Genomic DNA, 18,645 nt, shown 5'->3' with positions numbered 1-18,645 from the left:
TGCCGTTCGCCTTTTACAGTCCAATCACTTTACTTACGCGCCGCCTCCCACGATTTCAGCAGTTCGCTGTAGCTCACGGTCTCGCCTTTCGGCTTCTCGTTCGCCAGTTTCGGCTTCGGTGCGCCCGGCTGGTCGAACCAGTACTGCGCATCGCGCTCGGGGTTCATTTTCGGGGCGCAGGTGGCTTGTGCCTTCGAGCGTTCCAGGCGGGTCATGATTGCGTCCTGATCCTTGGCCAGGCCGTCCAGCGCCTGTTGCGGGGTTTTCTCGCCGCTGGCGGCTTCGGCGATGTGGCTCCACCACAACTGCGCCAGGCGAGGATAATCAGGCACGTTGGTCCCGGTCGGGGTCCATTGCACGCGGGCCGGGCTGCGGTAGAACTCCACCAGGCCACCGAGTTTCGGCGCCAGGTCGGTCATGGCTTGCGAGTTGATGTCCGATTCGCGGATCGGCGTCAGGCCGACGATGGTTTTCTTCAGCGACACGGTTTTCGAGGTCACGAACTGCGCGTAGAGCCAGGCCGCGAGTTTTTGCTTCTCAGGTGTGGACTTCATGAACGTCCAGGAACCAGCGTCCTGATAACCGAGCTTCATGCCCTCCTCCCAATACGGACCTTTCGGCGAAGGCGCCATGCGCCATTTCGGCGTGCCGTCGGCATTCATCACCGGCAGGCCCGGTTTGGTCATGTCGGCAGTGAACGCGGTGTACCAGAAGATCTGCTGGGCGATGTTGCCCTGGGATGGCACGGGACCTGATTCGGAGAAAGTCATACCCGCCGCTTCCGGTGGCGCGTATTTTTTCATCCAGTCAACGTACTTGGTGGTCGCATACACGGCTGCCGGGCCGTTGGTGTCGCCACCGCGGGTCACGCTGGAGCCGACCGGATGACAATCCTCGACGCGGATCCCCCACTCGTCCACCGGCAAGCCGTTGGGTATGCCTTTATCGCCAGCGCCGGCCATGGAGAACCAGGCATCGGTGAAACGCCAACCCAGCGACGGGTCTTTCTTGCCGTAGTCCATGTGCCCGTAGACGCGTTTGCCGTCGATTTCCTTGACGTCTTCGCTGAAGAACTTGGCGATGTCTTCATAGGCCGACCAGTTCACCGGTACGCCCAACTCGTAGCCGTACTTTTCCTTGAACTTGGCCTTCAGGTCCGCACGCTCGAACCAGTCGGCGCGGAACCAGTACAGGTTGGCGAACTGCTGGTCGGGCAACTGATAGATCTTGCCGTCCGGCGCGGTGGTGAAGGAGATGCCGATGAAGTCCTTGATGTCGAGGGTCGGCGAGGTGAAGTTCTTGCCCTCGTTGGCCATCAGGTCGGTGATCGATTCGGTCTTGCCGTAGCGCAAGTGCGTACCGATCAGGTCCGAGTCGTTGACCCAGCCGTCATAGATGTTCTTGTCCGATTGCATCTGGGTCTGCAGCTTTTCCACCACGTCGCCTTCCTGCAGCAGGTCGTGGGTCAGCTTGATCCCGGTGATCTCGGTGAAGGCCTTGGCCAGCACCTTGGATTCGTACTCGTGGGTGGCGATGGTTTCCGAGACCACTTTGATGCTCATCCCGCGAAACGGCTCGGCCGCCTTGATGAACCACTTCAGCTCTTCGAGTTGTTGATCGGCCGTCAGGGTGGATGGCTTGAATTCACTGCCGATCCATTTCTTCGCGGCGTCTTCATAGGCATCGGCCCAGGCAGACGCGCTCAAACCGCTGAGTGCCAGCATGGCTGCCAATGAAATGCTATGTCGCAGCTTATTGTTTTTGTCGAACATAGAGACCTCCTGTTTAAGTTTCGGAGCAACATTGCCGAGCGATTCGACTAGCCCCAACGCATCACAGCCAACAGCCACACCAGGGACATCGCGAAGGCGACCCAGATGCTCCAGTCGGTGACGCCGATTACCAGCAAGTGCAGGTAGGCGCTGCCGAGAAGACCGATGAACAAGCGATCGCCACGGGTGGTGGCAATCGGCAGAAAACCACGCCGAAGGATGCTCGGCGAACGCAATTCCCAAGTGGTCATGACCACCAGGATCAGGGCAATCACGCTGAAGAATGCAGCCGTCGGGACGGTCCAACTCATCCATTCCATCATCAGTTCCTCATACCCGGCCCAGGGCAAAGCCCTTGGCCACGTGGTTGCGAACAAACCAGATCACCAGCATGCCCGGCAGGATGGTCAACACCCCCGCCGCCGCCAGCACGCCCCAGTCAATGCCGGATGCCGAGACGGTACGGGTCATTACCGCTGCAATCGGCTTGGCGTTGACCGAGGTGAGGGTTCGCGCCAGCAACAGTTCGACCCAGGAAAACATGAAGCAGAAGAACGCCGTCACGCCGATGCCGGAGCCGATCAGCGGGATGAAAATCTTCACGAAAAACTTGGGAAAGCTGTAGCCATCGATGTAGGCGGTTTCGTCGATTTCCTTGGGCACGCCGGACATGAAGCCTTCGAGAATCCACACCGCCAGCGGCACGTTGAACAGGCAATGGGCCAGGGCCACGGCGATGTGGGTATCGAACAAGCCGATCGAGGAATACAGCTGGAAGAACGGCAACAGGAACACCGCCGGCGGCGCCATGCGGTTGGTCAGCAGCCAGAAGAACAGGTGCTTGTCGCCGAGGAAGCGGTAGCGCGAGAACGCATAGGCCGCCGGCAGCGCCACGCTCAGGGAAATCACCGTATTCAGGCTCACGTAGTACAGCGAGTTGAGGTAACCGGTGTACCAGCTCGGGTCGGTGAAGATCACCTTGTAGTTGTGGAAGGTGAAGTCCTGGGGGAACAACGTCAGGCCGCCAAGGATTTCGGAGTTGCTCTTGAACGACATGTTCAGCAGCCAGTAGATCGGCACCAGCAGGAACAGGATGTAGAGCAGCAGTGGAATCAGCTTTCTCTTGCTCATGATGGCCTCAGCGGTTGGCGTCGGAGTGAGTCATGGCGGTGTAGAACAGCCAGGACACCAACAGGATGATCAGGAAGTACACCAGCGAGAATGCGGCGGCCGGCCCCAGGTCGAACTGCCCGATCGCCATTTGCGTCAGGGTCTGGCTCAAGAAGGTCGTGGAGTTGCCCGGACCGCCGCCCGTGAGCACGAACGGCTCGGTGTAGATCATGAAACTGTCCATGAAGCGCAGCATCACGGCGATCAGCAGCACACTCTTGAGCTTGGGCAACTGGATGTGCCGGAACACCGCCCAGGCCGAGGCCCGGTCGATCCGCGCCGCCTGGTAATACACATCCGGAATCGCCCGCAGGCCGGAGAAGCACAACAGCGCCACCAGCGAGGTCCAGTGCCAGACGTCCATCACCAGCACGGTGACCCAGGCGTCCATGGTGTTCGCCGCATAGTTGTAGCTGATGCCCATGGCCTTGAGACTCGCCCCCAGCAGGCCGATATCGGCGCGGCCGAAGATCTGCCAGATGGTGCCGACCACGTTCCACGGAATCAGCAACGGAATCGCCAGGATGATCAGCACCACCGACGACCAGCGGCCCTTGGTCGGCATGGTCAGGGCGATCGCAATCCCCAAGGGGATTTCGATCAGCAGCACGCAGGCCGAGTAGATGAACTGGCGCAGCAACGAGTCGTGCAGGCGCGGATCGAGCAGCACCTGCTTGTACCAGTCGGCGCCGACGAAGTAGCGGCTGGACTGGTCGAAGATGTCCTGCACCGAATAGTTGACCACGGTCATCATCGGGATCACCGCACTGAACGCCACCAGCAGGAACACCGGCAGCACCAGCCACCAGGCCTTGTTGTTCTGCACCTTGTTCATGGCTGCGCCTCTTGGTTGGCATTGGCTTCGAGCAGGAATTCATCGGCGTAGACCATCAGCCACTGCGCTGGAAAACTGATGTAGGCCGTGCCTTGCGGCACCGGTTTGTCTTCGGCCAGGCGCACCTTCAGGGGCGCGCCATCGAGGTCGAGGCTCATGATCTTGTAGGTGCCCAGGTCTTCGACGTGTATGACCTTTGCCTGCAGCGCGTCATCAAAGGCTTCGTCCCACACATGGACGAACTCCGGACGAATGCCGACCTTCAGGTTTTTCCACTCCGATTCAGCAATACGCTGCTGCATGGCCTCGGACAGCGGCAGGTGAGTCGAGGCGAAACCGACACCGCCCGGTTGCGGCTGCACTTCGATCAGGTTCATCCCGGGGCTGCCAATGAAGTAGCCGACAAAGGTGTGGCTCGGGCGCTCGAACAATTCCCTTGGCGTGCCGAACTGCACGATCTGCCCGCCGTACATCACCGCAATCTTGTCGGCGAAGGTCGAGGCCTCCAGTTGATCGTGGGTGACGTAGACCATGGTGATGTTGAACTGCTCGTGGATCTGCTTGAGCTTGCGCCGCAGTTTCCACTTCAGGTGCGGGTCGATCACCGTCAGCGGCTCGTCGAACAGGATCGCCGACACGTCGTCGCGCACCAGCCCGCGGCCCATGGAAACTTTCTGTTTTTCGTCGGCGGTGAGGTTGCGCGCCTTTTTGCTCAGCAGGTTCTGCAGGTCGAGGACTTCGGCGATTTCCTGCACCTTGCTATGCACCCGGGCCTCGGCCATGCCCTGATTGCGCAGCGGGAAGGCCAGGTTGTCGAACACCGTCATGGTGTCGTAGACCACCGGGAACTGGAAAACCTGGGCGATGTTGCGCTTTTCCGGGGTCAGGTTGTTGACCGCTTTACCGTCGAACAGCACGTGGCCTTGGGACGGGCTGAGCAGTCCGGAAATGATATTGAGCAAGGTCGATTTGCCGCAGCCCGATGGACCGAGCAACGCGTAGGCACCGCCCTGCTCCCAGATGTGGTCCATCTCGCGGATCGCGTAGTCCTCTGGTCCCGCCGGGGTCTTGGTGTAGCTGTGGGCGAGGTTCTGCAAACGGATTTCGGCCATCAGGCAACCCTCGTGACACGCCGGCCCGGCGCCTGGACCAGCCGCCCCTGCGTATCGAATACAAACAGTTTATGGGTCGGGATGTAGATGCGGATCGGCGCATCGACGTCGTATTCGTGGACACCCGGCAAGTGCAGCACCAGCAGGAAATGCTCGTTGCGCACGTGCAGGAAGGTTTCCGAGCCGCTGATTTCCGCGACTTCGACGGTCACCGCCAATTCGAGGTCATCGTCGTTGCTCGGCACCAGCGAGATATGGCTGGGCCGCACGCCGAAACGGAACTCGCCCTCGCCCACCGGGCGCAGATCGACGTTCAGCGGAAAGTGCACGAAGTTGGCGAAACTCACCTCGTTGCCGGCAATGCGTCCCGGCATCAGGTTGATCGGCGGCTCGGAGAACAGCTCCGCCGCCAGCACCGTTTGCGGCTGGTGATAGACCGAGGCCGACTGGCCGCTCTGGATCACCCGGCCTTCGTGAAGAATGGTGGTGGTGCCGCCCAGGGCCAGGGCCTCGTTGGGCTCAGTGGTGGCGTAGATCGCGATGGTGTGGCGCGCCTTGAACAGTTCGCGCATTTCCTGGCGCAGCTCTTCGCGCAACTTGTAGTCGAGGTTGACCAGCGGCTCATCGAACAGGATCAGTTCGGCATCCTTGACCAGCGCCCGGGCCATGGCCGTGCGTTGTTGCTGACCGCCGGAAAGCTCCAGCGGATAGCGCTTGAGAAACTTCTCGATGCGCAGCATCTTCGCGGTTTCCAGCACCTTGCTCTGGATCACTTCGCTGGATACACCGGCCTGACGCAGCGGCGAGGCGATGTTGTCGAACACCGTCATGGTCGGGTAATTGATGAACTGCTGATAGACCATCGACACATTGCGCAAACGCACGGGGCGTTGGGTGACGTCGACGCCGTTCATCAGGATGCGGCCGCTGTCGGGCTTGTCCAGGCCGGCCATCAGGCGCATCAGGCTGGTTTTGCCGGACAAGGTGCGCCCCAGCAAAACGTTGAACGATCCGGGTTCAAAACTCAGGTTGGCATCGTCGATCCAGGTCTGGCCCTCGACGGTGCGGCTGACGTGCTCCAGGGTGAGTGACATGGCTCGGCCTTTTTATTATTGGAGTCAAGCGACCGGAGCTACATAGCGACATCCGTGCCAAAAAATTCAAGCTGTTGATTCAGCTTGAAATTTCAGAACAAGACGGCAAAACCGCGTTCGTTGCTGAACACAAATGAACAATCGGAAATGAACAATTGAACAGTTCACCCATTGACAGTGAACAATAGTGAACAACACTCTACGGATGCTTTTTGCCTCTCCCAGAACTTGAAATAAATGCAAAACCTGTGGGAGCGGGCTTGCTCGCGAAGGCGGTGTGTCATTCAGTGATGATCTGTCTGACACACCGCCTTCGCGAGCAAGCCCGCTCCCACATGGAGTTCGGTGTAATACCGAGCTACCCATAACAACAATAAAAATACTGATTCAGAGACTGACTGCCATGGCCGCACCCGCATCGCCGTTGTCCCACGACGCCATCATCCAGGACTCCTGGTCCCGTTGCCGCGCGTTCGGCCTCAGTCATCAGAGCACACCGGCATTCGACCAATTGCCGGCCGCGGGCATCGCGCAACTGCTGGAGAGCCAGCATTCACTGGTGCAAACCACCCATCAGGAAGTACTGCCCTACTACGAGAACATCCTGAGCAATTCCAATTGCCTGATCATGCTCGCCGACCACCAGGGCCAGGTGCTCACGTCCTGGGGCACCCAGCGCTTTATCGAACCGAAACTGGCCCGGGGTTTCAGCGCCGGCGCCAGTTGGATGGAGCGCTGCACCGGCACCAACGCCATCGGCACCGCCCTGGCCTGCGAACAAGCGGTGCATATCGAGCACGACGAACACTTCCTCAAGGCCAACCGCTTCATGACCGGTTCCGCCGCGCCGATTTTCGATGCCGAGCGCAAGGTGATCGCGGTGCTGGACGTTTCCAGCGACAGCTACCTGCCGCCCTCCCACACCCTGGGCATGGTCAAGATGATGAGCCAGACCGTGGAAAACCGGCTGATCCTCAACCTGTTCCATGGCCAGCATTTCCAGCTGACGTTCAACACCGGGCTGAACAACCTCGACAGCCAATGGGCCGGGTTACTGATCTTCGATGAGACCGGCCAGGTGCTGTCGGCCAATCGCCGGGCCGACAATCTGCTGGGCATCAGCCTGTCGCGGGTCAGTGTCGAAAGCCTGTTCAAGGTCTCGCTACTGGAGTTGCTGAACCAGCCCGACGGCCTGCCCTTCGCCCTGCAAACCTCGGGGCGCAACCGCTTCCAGTGCCTGTTGAAGCGGCCGAAACAGGCATCAATTCAACCCCGAGTGTTCGCCGAGCCGGTTGTAGCTGCACCCGTGGCCATCAACCTCAACACCCTGCATTTCGGCGACAGCCGCGTGGAAAAAGCCGTGCGTCAGGCCGAACGTTTGCTGGAAAAAGACATTCCATTGCTGATCCACGGTGAAACCGGGGTCGGCAAGGAAGTGTTCGTCAAAGCCCTGCACCAGGCCAGCTCACGCAGCAAACAAGCGTTCATCGCCGTCAACTGTGCAGCGATTCCCGCCGAACTGGTGGAGTCCGAGTTGTTCGGTTATGAGAAAGGCGCGTTCACCGGCGCCAACCAGAAAGGCAGCATCGGGCTAATCCGCAAGGCTGACAAAGGCACGCTGTTCCTTGATGAAATCGGTGACATGCCACTGCCGACCCAGGCACGCCTGTTGCGGGTGTTGCAGGAGCGTTGTGTGCAGCCGGTAGGCAGCAGCGAGTTGTTTCCCGTGGACTTGCGCATCATTTCCGCGACCAATCGCTCGTTGCGCGAACAGGTACAACTGGGGCGGTTTCGTGAAGACCTGTATTACCGCATCGGCGGCCTGACCCTGGAACTGCCGCCGTTAAGAGAACGCAGCGATAAAGAGGCGCTGTTCAAACGATTGTGGGAGCAGCACCGCGAACCCAGCCAATGGGCCGGACTGAGCCGCGAGGTACTGGAACTGTTCGACCGCCACCCGTGGCCGGGGAATCTGCGCCAGGTCAGCAGTGTGATGCAGGTAGCGCTGGCGATGGCCGAGGAACAACCGATAAAGCCGGAGCATTTGCCGGATGATTTTTTTGTCGACCTGGAAATGGAGCCGGTCGATACGCCGGAACCGTTGGCCGTGGATCTGAATGATGCCGAGGATTTGAACCGGCAATTGCAGGCGGCCGGGGGGAATATTTCATATCTGGCCCGGCGGTTGGGGGTCAGCCGCAATACCCTTTACAAGCGGTTGCGCCAGACTGAATGACCGGTTGGCCAAACGGGCCCCTTCGTCGGAACGCCGCCCGGAGCAAGCCCGCTCCCACAGGGGAATTGCGTCGTACATGGAACTCAAACACACCACAGATCAACTGTGGGAGCGGGCTTGCTCGCGAAAGCGTTAGACCTGTCACCACAAAATCCCGAGGCGACACAAAAAACAAAAACCCGCACAAGGCGGGTTTTGTTTTTAAGCATTACATCTATCAGTCAGCCAGACGCCAGGTCGTGCCGCCCTTGCCGTCTTCCAGCACCACGCCCATGGCGGTGAGCTGGTCGCGGATGCGGTCGGATTCGGCCCAGTCTTTACCGGCCCGAGCTGCCAGGCGCGCAGCGATCAGCGCCTCGACTTCGGCTGCATCGACACGCCCTTCGGCGCCGGCTTGCAGGAAGTCATCAGCTTCGAGCTGCAACACACCCAGCACGCTGGCCAGTTCTTTCAAACGGGCTGCCAGACCAGCCGCCGCGTTCAGATCGCTCTCGCGCAGGCGGTTGATCTCGCGGACCATCTCGAACAGCACCGCGCAGGCTTCGGGCGTGCCGAAGTCGTCGTTCATCACCTGGGTGAAACGCTCGACGAAGGCTTCGCCGCCAGCCGGTGCCACGTTCGGCAGGCCTTTCAACGCGTGGTAGAACCGCTCCAGGGCGCCCTTGGCGTCCTTGAGGTTGTCTTCCGAGTAGTTGATGGCGCTGCGGTAGTGGCTCGACACCAGCAGGTAACGCACGACTTCCGGGTGGTACTTGTCGAGCACGTCGCGGATGGTGAAGAAGTTGTTCAAGGACTTGGACATCTTCTCGCCATTGATTCGGATCATGCCGCAATGCATCCACGCGTTGGCGTAGGTCTTGCCGGTGGCCGCTTCGCTCTGGGCGATTTCGTTTTCATGGTGCGGGAACTCGAGGTCGCTGCCGCCGCCATGAATGTCGAAGGTCTCGCCCAGGCAGCAGGTGGACATCACCGAGCATTCGATGTGCCAGCCCGGACGCCCGGCGCCCCACGGCGATTCCCAGCTCGGCTCGCCCGGCTTGGCGGCTTTCCACAGCACGAAGTCCAGCGGGTCCTGCTTGGACTCGTCGACTTCGATGCGCGCGCCGATGCGCAGGTCTTCGATCTTCTTGCGCGACAACTTGCCGTAGCCCATGAACTTGCCGACGCGGTAGTACACGTCGCCATTACCCGGGGCGTAGGCGTAGCCCTTGTCGATCAGGGTCTGGATCATCGCGTGCATGCCCGGGATGTGATCGGTGGCACGCGGCTCCATGTCCGGCTTCTTGATGTTCAGGCGCGCTTCATCTTCGTGCATCGCCGCGATCATGCGCTCGGTCAACGCTTCGAACGACTCACCGTTCTCGTTGGCCCGGTTGATGATCTTGTCGTCGATGTCGGTGATGTTACGCACGTAGGTCAGGTCGTAACCGCTGAAGCGCAGCCAGCGGGTCACCAGGTCGAACGCGACCATGCTGCGGCCGTGGCCCAGGTGGCAGTAGTCGTACACGGTCATGCCGCACACGTACATGCGCACCTTGTTGCCATCGAGCGGCTTGAAGACTTCTTTGCTCTTGGTGAGCGTGTTGTAGATCGTAAGCACGTTTATTCCTTGACGCTAAATCACTGGCCCCACGAATCACGCAGGGTCACGGTACGGTTGAATACCGGCTGACCTGGTTTCGAGTCCTTGAGATCGGCGACGAAGTAGCCTTCGCGCTCGAACTGGAAACGGTCTTCCGGCTGTGCATTGCCCAGCGAAGGCTCAGCACGACAACCGGTGAGTACCTGCAGCGAGTCAGGGTTGATGTTGTCCAGGAAACTGGCGCTGTCTTCGGCTTTCTCCGGGTTGGCCGAACGGAACAGACGATCGTACAGACGCACTTCGCACTCGACGCTGGCCGCAGCCGGTACCCAGTGGACCACGCCTTTGACCTTGCGGCCTTCAGGGTTCTTGCCCAGGGTGTCCGGATCGTACGAGCAGCGCAGTTCGACGATGTTGCCATCGGCGTCCTTGATCGCTTCGTCGGCACGGATCACGTAGCTGCCGCGCAGGCGCACTTCACCGGCCGGCTCCAGGCGCTTGTAGCCCTTCGGCGGCTCTTCCATGAAGTCGTCACGGTCGATGTAGATTTCACGGGCAAATGGCAACGCGCGCACGCCCATGTCTTCTTTCGGGTGGCACGGCAGTTCGAGGTTCTCGACCTGGCCTTCCGGGTAGTTGGTGATCACGACTTTCAGCGGACGCAGTACGCACATGGCGCGCGGGGCGCTGTGGTCGAGGTCGTCACGGATGCTGAATTCGAGCATGCCGAAGTCGACCACGCCGTCGGAACGGTTGGTGCCGATCATTTCGCAGAAGTTGCGGATCGATTTCGGCGTGTAGCCACGGCGGCGGAAGCCCGACAGTGTGGACATGCGCGGGTCGTCCCAGCCGTTGACGTGCTTTTCATCGACCAGCTGCTTGAGCTTGCGCTTGCTGGTGATGGTGTAGTTCAGGTTCAGGCGGCTGAACTCGTACTGGCGCGGGTGCGCCGGCACTGGCAGGTTGTCGAGGAACCAGTCGTACAGCGGACGGTGGCTTTCGAACTCCAGGGTGCAGATCGAATGGGTGATGCCTTCGATGGCGTCCGACTGACCGTGGGTGAAGTCGTAGTTCGGGTAGATGCACCACTTGTCACCGGTCTGGTGGTGGTGAGCGTGGCGGATGCGATACATGATCGGGTCACGCAGGTTCATGTTCGGCGAGGCCATGTCGATCTTGGCCCGCAGCACCCGTGCGCCGTCCTTGAACTCGCCGGCTTTCATGCGGGCGAACAGGTCCAGGTTCTCTTCGACGCTGCGGTCGCGGAACGGGCTGTTCTTGCCCGGCTCGGTCAGGCTGCCACGGTATTCCTTGGCTTGCTCCGGGGTCAGGTCGTCGACGTAGGCATTGCCGGATTTGATCAACTCCACCGCCCAGTCATGCAACTGGTCGAAATACTGCGAGGCGTAGCGCACTTCGCCGGACCATTCGAAGCCCAGCCATTTGACGTCGCTTTCGATCGCGTCGATGTACTCCTGGTCTTCCTTGGCCGGGTTGGTGTCGTCGAAACGCAGGTGCGTGACGCCGCCGAACTCCTGGGCCAGGCCGAAGTTCACGCAGATCGACTTGGCGTGGCCGATGTGCAGGTAGCCGTTGGGTTCAGGCGGGAAACGGGTGACGATCTGCGTGTGCTTGCCCGAGTCCAGGTCTGCCTGGATGATCGGCCGCAGGAAGTTGACCGGCACGGCAGGGCCGGTCTTGGCATTCGAGGTAGGGTCGACAGTGGGCTTGCTCATAGGATCCTTGAACGTACAAGTGCGTGGCCGTAATGAAGGCCGGACAAAACAAAGCCGCTATCATAGCCGATGCCGTCAAGTACCTGACAGAGCGCACTCTGTAAACCGTCGCATTTAATAGGCCGTAAATGAAAAAACAGCCTCGAAATTCGCGTCTGGCACGCTAAACTGCGCACCTTGGCCAAAAAGGCTGAACCGGTGGCGGAACGCTATGTTCCAACACCACGAATTCCTTAAGTATGCTTCAACTCTAAAGAGTACCGATCATGACCCAAGTCAAACTGACTACCAACCATGGCGACATCGTCCTCGAACTGAACGCCGACAAAGCCCCGATCACCGTGGCCAACTTCGTTGAGTACGTTAAAGCCGGTCACTACGAAAACACCGTTTTCCACCGTGTCATCGGTAACTTCATGATCCAGGGCGGCGGTTTCGAGCCAGGCATGAAAGAAAAGAAAGACAAGCGCCCAAGCATCCAGAACGAAGCTGACAACGGTCTTTCCAACGACAAGTACACCGTCGCCATGGCCCGCACCATGGAGCCGCATTCGGCTTCCGCGCAGTTCTTCATCAACGTGGCTGACAACAGCTTCCTGAACCACAGCGGCAAGAACGTTCAGGGCTGGGGCTACGCGGTATTCGGTAAAGTGACCGCCGGCACCGACGTTGTCGACAAGATCAAAGGCGTGGCCACCACTTCCAAGTCCGGCCACCAGGACGTACCAGCAGACGACGTGATCATCGAGAAAGCCGAGATCATTGAGTGATACTGCTGATTTCAGATTTACATCTGGAAGAGGAGCGCCCGGACATTACCCGGGCGTTTCTGGATTTACTCGCCGGACGCGCCCGTTCGGCGAGTGCGTTGTACATTCTGGGCGACTTCTTCGAGGTGTGGATTGGCGACGATGCCATGACGCCCTTCCAGCGCTCCATCTGCCAGGCCCTGCGCGACCTCAGCGACAGCGGCACGGCCATTTTCCTGATGCACGGCAATCGTGACTTCATGCTGGGCAAGGCCTTCTGCAAAGCAGCCGGCTGCACCTTGTTGAGGGATCCGAGTGTCGTGCAACTCAACGGCGAGCCGGTGCTGCTGATGCACGGCGACAGCCTCTGCACCCGCGACGAAGCCTATATGAAGCTGCGTCGCTACCTGCGCCACCCGATCACCCTGTTCATCCTGCGGCATCTGCCGCTGCACACCCGGCACAAGCTGGCGCGCAAGCTGCGCAGTGAAAGCCGTGCGCAAACGCGGATGAAGGCCAACGACATCGTCGATGTCACGCCTGAAGAGATTCCGCGGATCATGCAGGAATACGGCGTGAATACCTTGATCCACGGGCACACCCACCGTCCCGCGATTCACAAGTTGCAGCTTGGCGAGCAAGCGGCCAGGCGTATTGTGCTGGGGGATTGGGATCGTCAAGGGTGGGCGTTGCAGGTGGATGAGCAAGGGTTTGCGCTGGCGCCGTTCGATTTCACTCCGCCACCGCAACTCGCCGCACCCGCCAACTAAAGCCAAACAGATAACCCTGTGGGAGCGAGCTTGCTTGCGAAGACAGTGTGTCAGTCGACATCTGTATTGACTGATCCACCGCTTTCGCGAGCAAGCCCGCTCCCACAGGGATCACGCTGAACCTGTGGGAGCGGGCTTGCTCGCGAATGGGGCGACTCGGTCTTTTGTAGGAAATGCGGGTCTAAAAATCCCGCTTGTAGAAGATGTCCAGCGAACTGGCCACGCCGCCGGCGGCTTCGAGGTAGACCTTTTTACTCAGCTTGTAGCGCAAGGCAATGGTGTTGGCCGGTTCGAACACGCCAACGCCATAGCGCAGGCTGAGCTTCTCGGAAATATTGCCGCTGGCCACCACACTGGTGGCGTCGCCACTGCCCTGGGTGTCGAGCTGGAAGTCCTGGATGCCCAGGTTCTTGGCGATGCCACTGGTCACCCCGGAGCTGCCCATCAAGCCCAACCCGAGGGCCGCCTGGGCGAGCATGTTGTTGTCTTCGCCATTGCTGCTCAGCGGACGCCCGAGCACCAGATAGGACAAGGCCTGCTCCTGGCTCATGGCCGGTTCGGAGAAGATCTGTGTAGTCGGCTGCTCGGCGCTGCCACTCAAACGAATGCCGGCGATGATGTCGTCGGTCTTGCGAATGGCCTCGATGTCCAGGTACGGCTGATCGATGGGCCCGGCAAACAGCAAGCGCGCCCGACGCACCGAAAGCCGCTGGCCGTAGGCGCGATAGCGCCCGTCGTTGAGCCACAGCTCGCCGCGGGTGTCCATGTTGTCGCCGATGTGCACATGCCCCTGCACATTCGCGGTCAGGCCAAATCCTGCAAAGCTCAGCTTGTCCTCGCCGACCAGCACTTCGATGTCCATCTTCATTGCCAGCGGCGGTTTGCCCTCCTCGGTTTGCTGACCGATGATCACCGTGTCATCGGAGACCTTGACCGTCGATGGCGGCAACTCGCGAATGGTGATCTCGCCCCTGGGCACCAGCACTTTGCCAGCGATGGCCAACTCGTCGCCTTTCATCGAGATTTTCAGGTCCGGTGCGACTTCAAGCTTGGCGTAAGGCTCGACGGTGACCGGCAACTGCGACCCCTTGAGCGCCAGGTCCACCACCAGCGCCTGGCCCCAAGCGATGTTGCCGTTCAGGCTGCCCTGCCCGGCCTTGCCGCTGTTCCAGCCGCCGTTCAGTTCTACGCTTTCACCGGCGATGAGCGCTTGAACGTGCAGGTTTTTCAGCTCCATCGGCAATTCAGGCCCGGAAATCTGACCGTCGCTGAGTTGCAGACTGCCGTTGACCTGCGGCGCCAGCAGCCCACCGGAAATCGTGCCGCTGCCATTCAAGCGCCCGGTCAGTTTCTCGACCATCGGCACGAACGGTCGCGCCACCGACAGGTCCAGCCCGCTCAAGCGGAACGAGCCGCTCAACGGTTTGTTCTTTGGCAACGGATTGAGCTGCGCTTGCACCATCAGCTCGCCGAGTTTGCCGCCGACGAAGTTGAGCTCGGTATCGATGCGCTTGGGCGTGAGTTTGCTGGTGAGTTTCAGGGTCTGGTACGGGAAGTCCAGCCACTGGTCCTTGTCCTTGATGCGCAACGTTCCGCCGCCGGCATCGACGCTGACCTGGCCGTTCGGGCCACTGGCCGGCAGGTCCAGTTGCAGGTCGGCGTTGAGCCGGCCCTGCCAGGCAAAATCCTTCGGCAACCACTGCGCCAGGCTGTCGATCGGGAATTGCTTGAGGTGATAACGCAGCTTCGGCTCGGGCATCAGGCGCGAGTCTTCACCGCACAGGCTGGCCTGGCCGGATGCCCAGCAATGGGCGCCAAAGTTGATTTTGCCGTCCGCCAGGCGTTCGAGTTTCGCCGGCCCTTGCAGCTTCCAGTCCTGGCCACCGGCCTGGATATCGCCACTGGCCAGGCGTCCGCGCCAATTGCCTTTGTCCAGCGCACCGTCCAGCCCCAGCGCCAGTTTCAGCTTCGGCCCTTGCAGATCGAGGCTCAACTTCTGGTTCTTGATGTCGCCCTGGCCGCTGGCGGTCAGCGTTCCCAGTGAAGTGTCGCCCGCCCGGATGCCGCTGCCCTTGAGGTCGATTTTCGCCCGTTGCGCACTGTCCAGCGTGGCGTCCAGGTTCAGGCTTTGCAGGCGATGGTCCTGGAAAGCCAGTTGCGAGCCTTGCAGGTCAAGCTTGCCTTGGGGCGCCTTGAGTGTGCCGGCGACATCCACGCGGCCATTGAGCTGGCCGCGCAGTTGCGGCCAGAGCTGGGCCAGGCGCGGCAGCTTGAGATCGATCTGGCCGGCGAGTTTCTGTTGCAGGCTGCCTTTGCCGCTGATGCTGTTATCGCCGAGGCGAACTTGCAGGGCGTTGAGGTTCCATTGCTCGCCACGGCCATCGGCCTTGGCCTGGATCACCGCCGGTTGCCCGCGCAGTTTGCCCTTGAGGTCCAGGTCGGCATTGAGGCTGAGCGTGTCATTCTTCATTTCGCCGGTGCTGCGCAACGGCCCGGCCAGTGTGCCCGGCAGCTCCGCGACCCAGTACGCCGGGTTGATCGCCGACAGGTCCAGCGCGGTGTCCCAGGCAATGCCATCGGCGAATTGCAGGTTCAGGTGCCCTTCAGCCTTGCCCTGCCCGGCCTGGAGTTGAATCTGTTGCAGGTAGATTTTCGTCAGGTCGCCGGCGAACGGGCTGGCCAGGGTAAAGGCGCCGGCCGGACCGTCCGCCGCGGCGTCGAAATGACCGAGGTACTTGCCGTCGGTGTAAGAGACTTCGCCGGTGAACGTGCGAAGCGCTACCTGCGGTTCGTCGATGAGCGGATAGAGCCTGTGCCACGGGAAGTCCAGCCAGTCGATCTTCGCCTCGGCGCTCAGGCCCTTGCTCCAATCCAGCTGTCCGGTGAGCTTGAGGCTTTGCTTGTCGTTGGCGGTCAGGTCCAGCGCGGCGATCTGTGCGCCCTTGGCGTCGACCTTGCCTTGCAGCGTCAGGGCGACTGGCCCTTGCTCGGCGGGCAGCGTGGCTTTGCCGAGCAGCGCGTAGCCGTTCTTCAAGTCGCCAGTGCCGGTGAGTTCAAGCTGATTGAGTTGCAGGGTGTCCGGCAGATCGGCACTGGGCTTGAAGCCATCGGCGGTGATCCGCACCTTGGCCGGCAGGTTTTCCACCAGCGGTTGCAGTTCGCCGGTCAGTTGCCCGTTGAGGTAACCGCTGCTGTCGGCTTTCAGGTTCAGGGTCTTGAGCAGGTCACCGTCGACCTTCAGCGCCAGCGCCAGGGGCTCAGGCGTCGACAACAGGGTCAGCTTGCCGGAGGCGCTGAGGGGCCAGTTGCCGGAGGGTTGCAGCAGTCCGGACAGGTTCAGGCTCAGGTCATCGCGCTGTATCGACACCGCGTCGATCTTCAAACCGTTCGTCGTCCAGTGCGCCGCCAGTTGCAAACCCTTGAGTTCTTCGCTGCCGTTGAACAACAGGCTGCCGACCTTGATATCCCCCAGTTCGATGGCCAACGGTAACTTGAGCTCCGGGAGCGTGATCGGGCCGCTGTCTGGCTCTTCGGCACCCGGCGGGAACGTCAGGTTGACCTGATCGGCCTGCAATTGCTCGATGCACAGGGTCATGCGCGTCAGGCACAACGGCGACCAGGCAAAAATCACCTTGCTCAGTTCAACCCGGTTGCTGTCCTGCTGCCACAGCACCCGCTCGGCACTCCACTGCCCGCCCAGCCGGCCGTGGAAGTTTTCCAGGGTCAAACCCGGTACGAAACCCAATGCCCAGCGGCTGCCGGTCGCCGTGCCCAGCACCGTAGACAGCGTCAGGACAACCACTGCCACCAGCGCCGCGATCGTCAGCAGTGTTGCTTTCAAACCACGCTTCACAGCTCAGGCCCCATGGAAAAGTGCAGTCGAATGCCGCCATCGTCGTCCAGCGCGTGGGCCAGGTCGAGGCGGATCGGCCCCACCGGCGAGACCCAGCGCACGCCAATACCGACCCCGGTCTTGAGGTTCGGCAGTTCGAGCGTGTTGAAGGAGTTGCCCTGATCGACAAAGGTCGCGATCCGCCATTTTTCGGCGACGGAATACTGATACTCCGCACTGGCGGCCACCATGTAGCGACCACCGATGCGGTCGCCGTCGGAGTTTTCCGGGGACAGGCTCTGATAGTCGTAACCGCGCACGCTCTGATCGCCACCGGCGAAGAAGCGCAGCGATGGCGGCACCGATTTGAAGCCGTTGGTGGCACTGCCGCCGACCTGCACCCGCCCGAGGAGGCGGTGTTTATCGAACACCGTGGTCAGGCCTTTGACCAATGCCGTGCCGTAGAGCAGGTTGCTGTCGGAACCCAAACCTTCCTTGGCCACTTTGGATTCGAATTGCAGGCGATAGCCGTTGTGCGGGTCGATGCGGTTGTCGCTTTTGAGGTACGAATAGCTCACACCGGGCATCAGCAAGGTACTCAGTCCCGAGTCGTCGCCCAGTTGGTAGTCCTCGCGCTGCCACTTCAGCGACACCACCCGTTGCCAGCCGCTGGGCAGTTTGCTGTGCCACTCGGGGCCGAGGGTCAGCAGCTTGCTGTGGCTTTCCTTATCGGCGATTTCTTCATTCTGGTAGCCACCGGCAAAACGCAGTTTGTCGGTCAGTGGCGGGTCCAGCGGAATGTCGTAGAACAGCCCGACGTTTTGCCGAGGTGCCGAGACTTCGGTTTCCCAGCCATAACTGTGCCCTTGCGCGTTGACCCAGTGCCGGGTCCAGTTGGCCTTGGCCCGTGGACCGACGTCGGTGGAGAAACCCAGGCCCAGGCCCATGGTCCGGGGCTTGCGGGTTTCGAGCTTGACGTCCACCGGGATCGCATCGTCCTTGGACGCCGCGGGCGCCGCGTCCACGCGCACGCCTTCGAAGTAGCCGCTCGATTGCAGGTTCTGATTGAGTTCGGCGATCAGCTCCGAGTCATACGGCGTGCCGGTCTTGAACGGCACCATGCGTTGCAGCAGCTCGTTGTCGAACGGTGTATCGCCTTCGAAACTGACCTTGCCCAAGGTATAGCGCGGACCGCTTTCATAGATCAGTTCGATATCGGCGACACCGGCACGCGGGTCGACCGACAACTTTGAACGGGTGAACCGGCCACTGAAAAAGCCATAACGCGAAGCCTGATTCTGGATCAGGCGCTTGGCGTCCTCGTAATGCCCATGATTGAGCACGGCGCCGGGCTTGAGCGCGTCGCTCTTGGGGATTCGAAAAGACTTGAGGGAGGCTGCCGGACCGTCGACACGCACCGTGACGTTACGCAAGTGCACCGGCTCGCCAGGGTCGACCTTCAGCACCAGGCGCGGCTTGTCGCCACCCTTCACCTCGCTATCGATGTGCGGCTGGTAATAGCCCAAGGCCTGCGCGGCCTTGCGCGCCTGTTCTTCGGCGCCACGGCTGAAGCGCAGCAACGCTTCTTCATCGCGATCGCCGAGGCTGCCGATATAGCCTTCGATATTGGCTTTCAGCTCATCATTGGACGGCTTGATCCGTACATCCAATTCACTTTGTGCCAGCGCCGCACAGCTGGTAATCAGCATCAGTACGCCGCTGGTAATTCTTCCTGGAAACTTCATAGGCGCGGATGC

At 60.7% G+C, this 18,645-nt stretch carries 13 protein-coding genes; 3 read left to right on the top strand and 10 right to left on the bottom strand.

Translation table 11 applies throughout. The features are described 5' to 3' along the window. Nucleotides 1-29 precede the first annotated feature (29 nt). The 6 genes from AC3IT6_RS10155 to AC3IT6_RS10130 are packed head-to-tail and all read right to left on the bottom strand — an operon-like array spanning nt 30 to nt 5,983. Nucleotides 30-1,772: an ABC transporter substrate-binding protein gene (locus AC3IT6_RS10155; RefSeq protein WP_489355193.1), complete on the bottom strand. Its 1,743-nt coding sequence runs from the start codon at nt 1,770-1,772 to the stop codon at nt 30-32. A 47-nt stretch (nt 1,773-1,819) separates the two neighbouring features. Beyond that, a complete protein-coding gene (locus AC3IT6_RS10150; RefSeq protein WP_095943787.1) occupies nt 1,820-2,092 on the bottom strand; it encodes a DUF2160 domain-containing protein in 273 nt (90 codons plus the stop codon). A 10-nt stretch (nt 2,093-2,102) separates the two neighbouring features. Next, nucleotides 2,103-2,903, bottom strand: a complete 801-nt coding sequence (locus tag AC3IT6_RS10145; protein ID WP_489355191.1) for a carbohydrate ABC transporter permease — start codon at nt 2,901-2,903, stop codon at nt 2,103-2,105. A gap of 7 nt (nt 2,904-2,910) precedes the next feature. After that, the gene (locus tag AC3IT6_RS10140) at nt 2,911-3,777 is read right to left on the bottom strand and encodes a carbohydrate ABC transporter permease (RefSeq protein WP_008046507.1); all 867 of its coding nucleotides are present in this window, start codon (nt 3,775-3,777) and stop codon (nt 2,911-2,913) included. After that, complete coding sequence (locus AC3IT6_RS10135; protein ID WP_489355189.1) at nt 3,774-4,889, bottom strand: ABC transporter ATP-binding protein; 1,116 nt, start codon at nt 4,887-4,889, stop codon at nt 3,774-3,776. Before AC3IT6_RS10135 ends, AC3IT6_RS10140 begins: the two co-directional genes overlap by 4 nt. Continuing rightward, a complete protein-coding gene (locus AC3IT6_RS10130) occupies nt 4,889-5,983 on the bottom strand; it encodes an ABC transporter ATP-binding protein (protein WP_489355187.1) in 1,095 nt (364 codons plus the stop codon). Before AC3IT6_RS10130 ends, AC3IT6_RS10135 begins: the two co-directional genes overlap by 1 nt. 403 nt (nt 5,984-6,386) lie before the next feature. Here AC3IT6_RS10130 and AC3IT6_RS10125 point away from each other — a divergent pair, with 403 nt between their 5' ends. Further along, nucleotides 6,387-8,219: a sigma-54-dependent Fis family transcriptional regulator gene (locus AC3IT6_RS10125; RefSeq protein ID WP_489355185.1), complete on the top strand. Its 1,833-nt coding sequence runs from the start codon at nt 6,387-6,389 to the stop codon at nt 8,217-8,219. 217 nt (nt 8,220-8,436) lie between these two features. On the opposite strand, the gene cysS is transcribed toward AC3IT6_RS10125, so the two are convergent. Together cysS and AC3IT6_RS10115 are read right to left on the bottom strand one after the other, a co-directional pair. Beyond that, nucleotides 8,437-9,819 carry a cysteine--tRNA ligase gene (gene cysS, locus AC3IT6_RS10120; RefSeq protein WP_007970481.1) on the bottom strand — a complete coding sequence of 461 codons (1,383 nt, stop codon included), beginning with the start codon at nt 9,817-9,819 and terminating at the stop codon, nt 8,437-8,439. 20 nt (nt 9,820-9,839) lie between these two features. Further along, the gene (locus AC3IT6_RS10115; protein ID WP_489355183.1) at nt 9,840-11,537 is read right to left on the bottom strand and encodes a glutamine--tRNA ligase/YqeY domain fusion protein; all 1,698 of its coding nucleotides are present in this window, start codon (nt 11,535-11,537) and stop codon (nt 9,840-9,842) included. Nucleotides 11,538-11,803: 266 nt separating this feature from the next. Here AC3IT6_RS10115 and AC3IT6_RS10110 point away from each other — a divergent pair, with 266 nt between their 5' ends. Beyond that, nucleotides 11,804-12,307: a peptidylprolyl isomerase gene (locus AC3IT6_RS10110; protein ID WP_046037821.1), complete on the top strand. Its 504-nt coding sequence runs from the start codon at nt 11,804-11,806 to the stop codon at nt 12,305-12,307. After that, nucleotides 12,304-13,056: a UDP-2,3-diacylglucosamine diphosphatase gene (lpxH, locus tag AC3IT6_RS10105; RefSeq protein ID WP_489355181.1), complete on the top strand. Its 753-nt coding sequence runs from the start codon at nt 12,304-12,306 to the stop codon at nt 13,054-13,056. Before AC3IT6_RS10110 ends, lpxH begins: the two co-directional genes overlap by 4 nt. A gap of 181 nt (nt 13,057-13,237) precedes the next feature. On the opposite strand, the gene AC3IT6_RS10100 is transcribed toward lpxH, so the two are convergent. Together AC3IT6_RS10100 and AC3IT6_RS10095 are read right to left on the bottom strand one after the other, a co-directional pair. After that, nucleotides 13,238-16,909 (bottom strand): translocation/assembly module TamB domain-containing protein, encoded by a 3,672-nt coding sequence (locus tag AC3IT6_RS10100; RefSeq protein ID WP_489355179.1) that lies wholly within the window; start codon nt 16,907-16,909, stop codon nt 13,238-13,240. Next, a complete protein-coding gene (locus AC3IT6_RS10095) occupies nt 16,906-18,633 on the bottom strand; it encodes an autotransporter assembly complex protein TamA (RefSeq protein WP_489355177.1) in 1,728 nt (575 codons plus the stop codon). The genes AC3IT6_RS10100 and AC3IT6_RS10095 overlap by 4 nt, the downstream gene beginning before the upstream one ends. Nucleotides 18,634-18,645 lie beyond the last annotated feature (12 nt).

The sequence above is a fragment of the Pseudomonas sp. KH_017 genome, from assembly GCF_057840285.1.
Note: the sequence above shows the minus strand (reverse complement) of the source record. Positions and strands in the feature narration are given on the sequence as shown.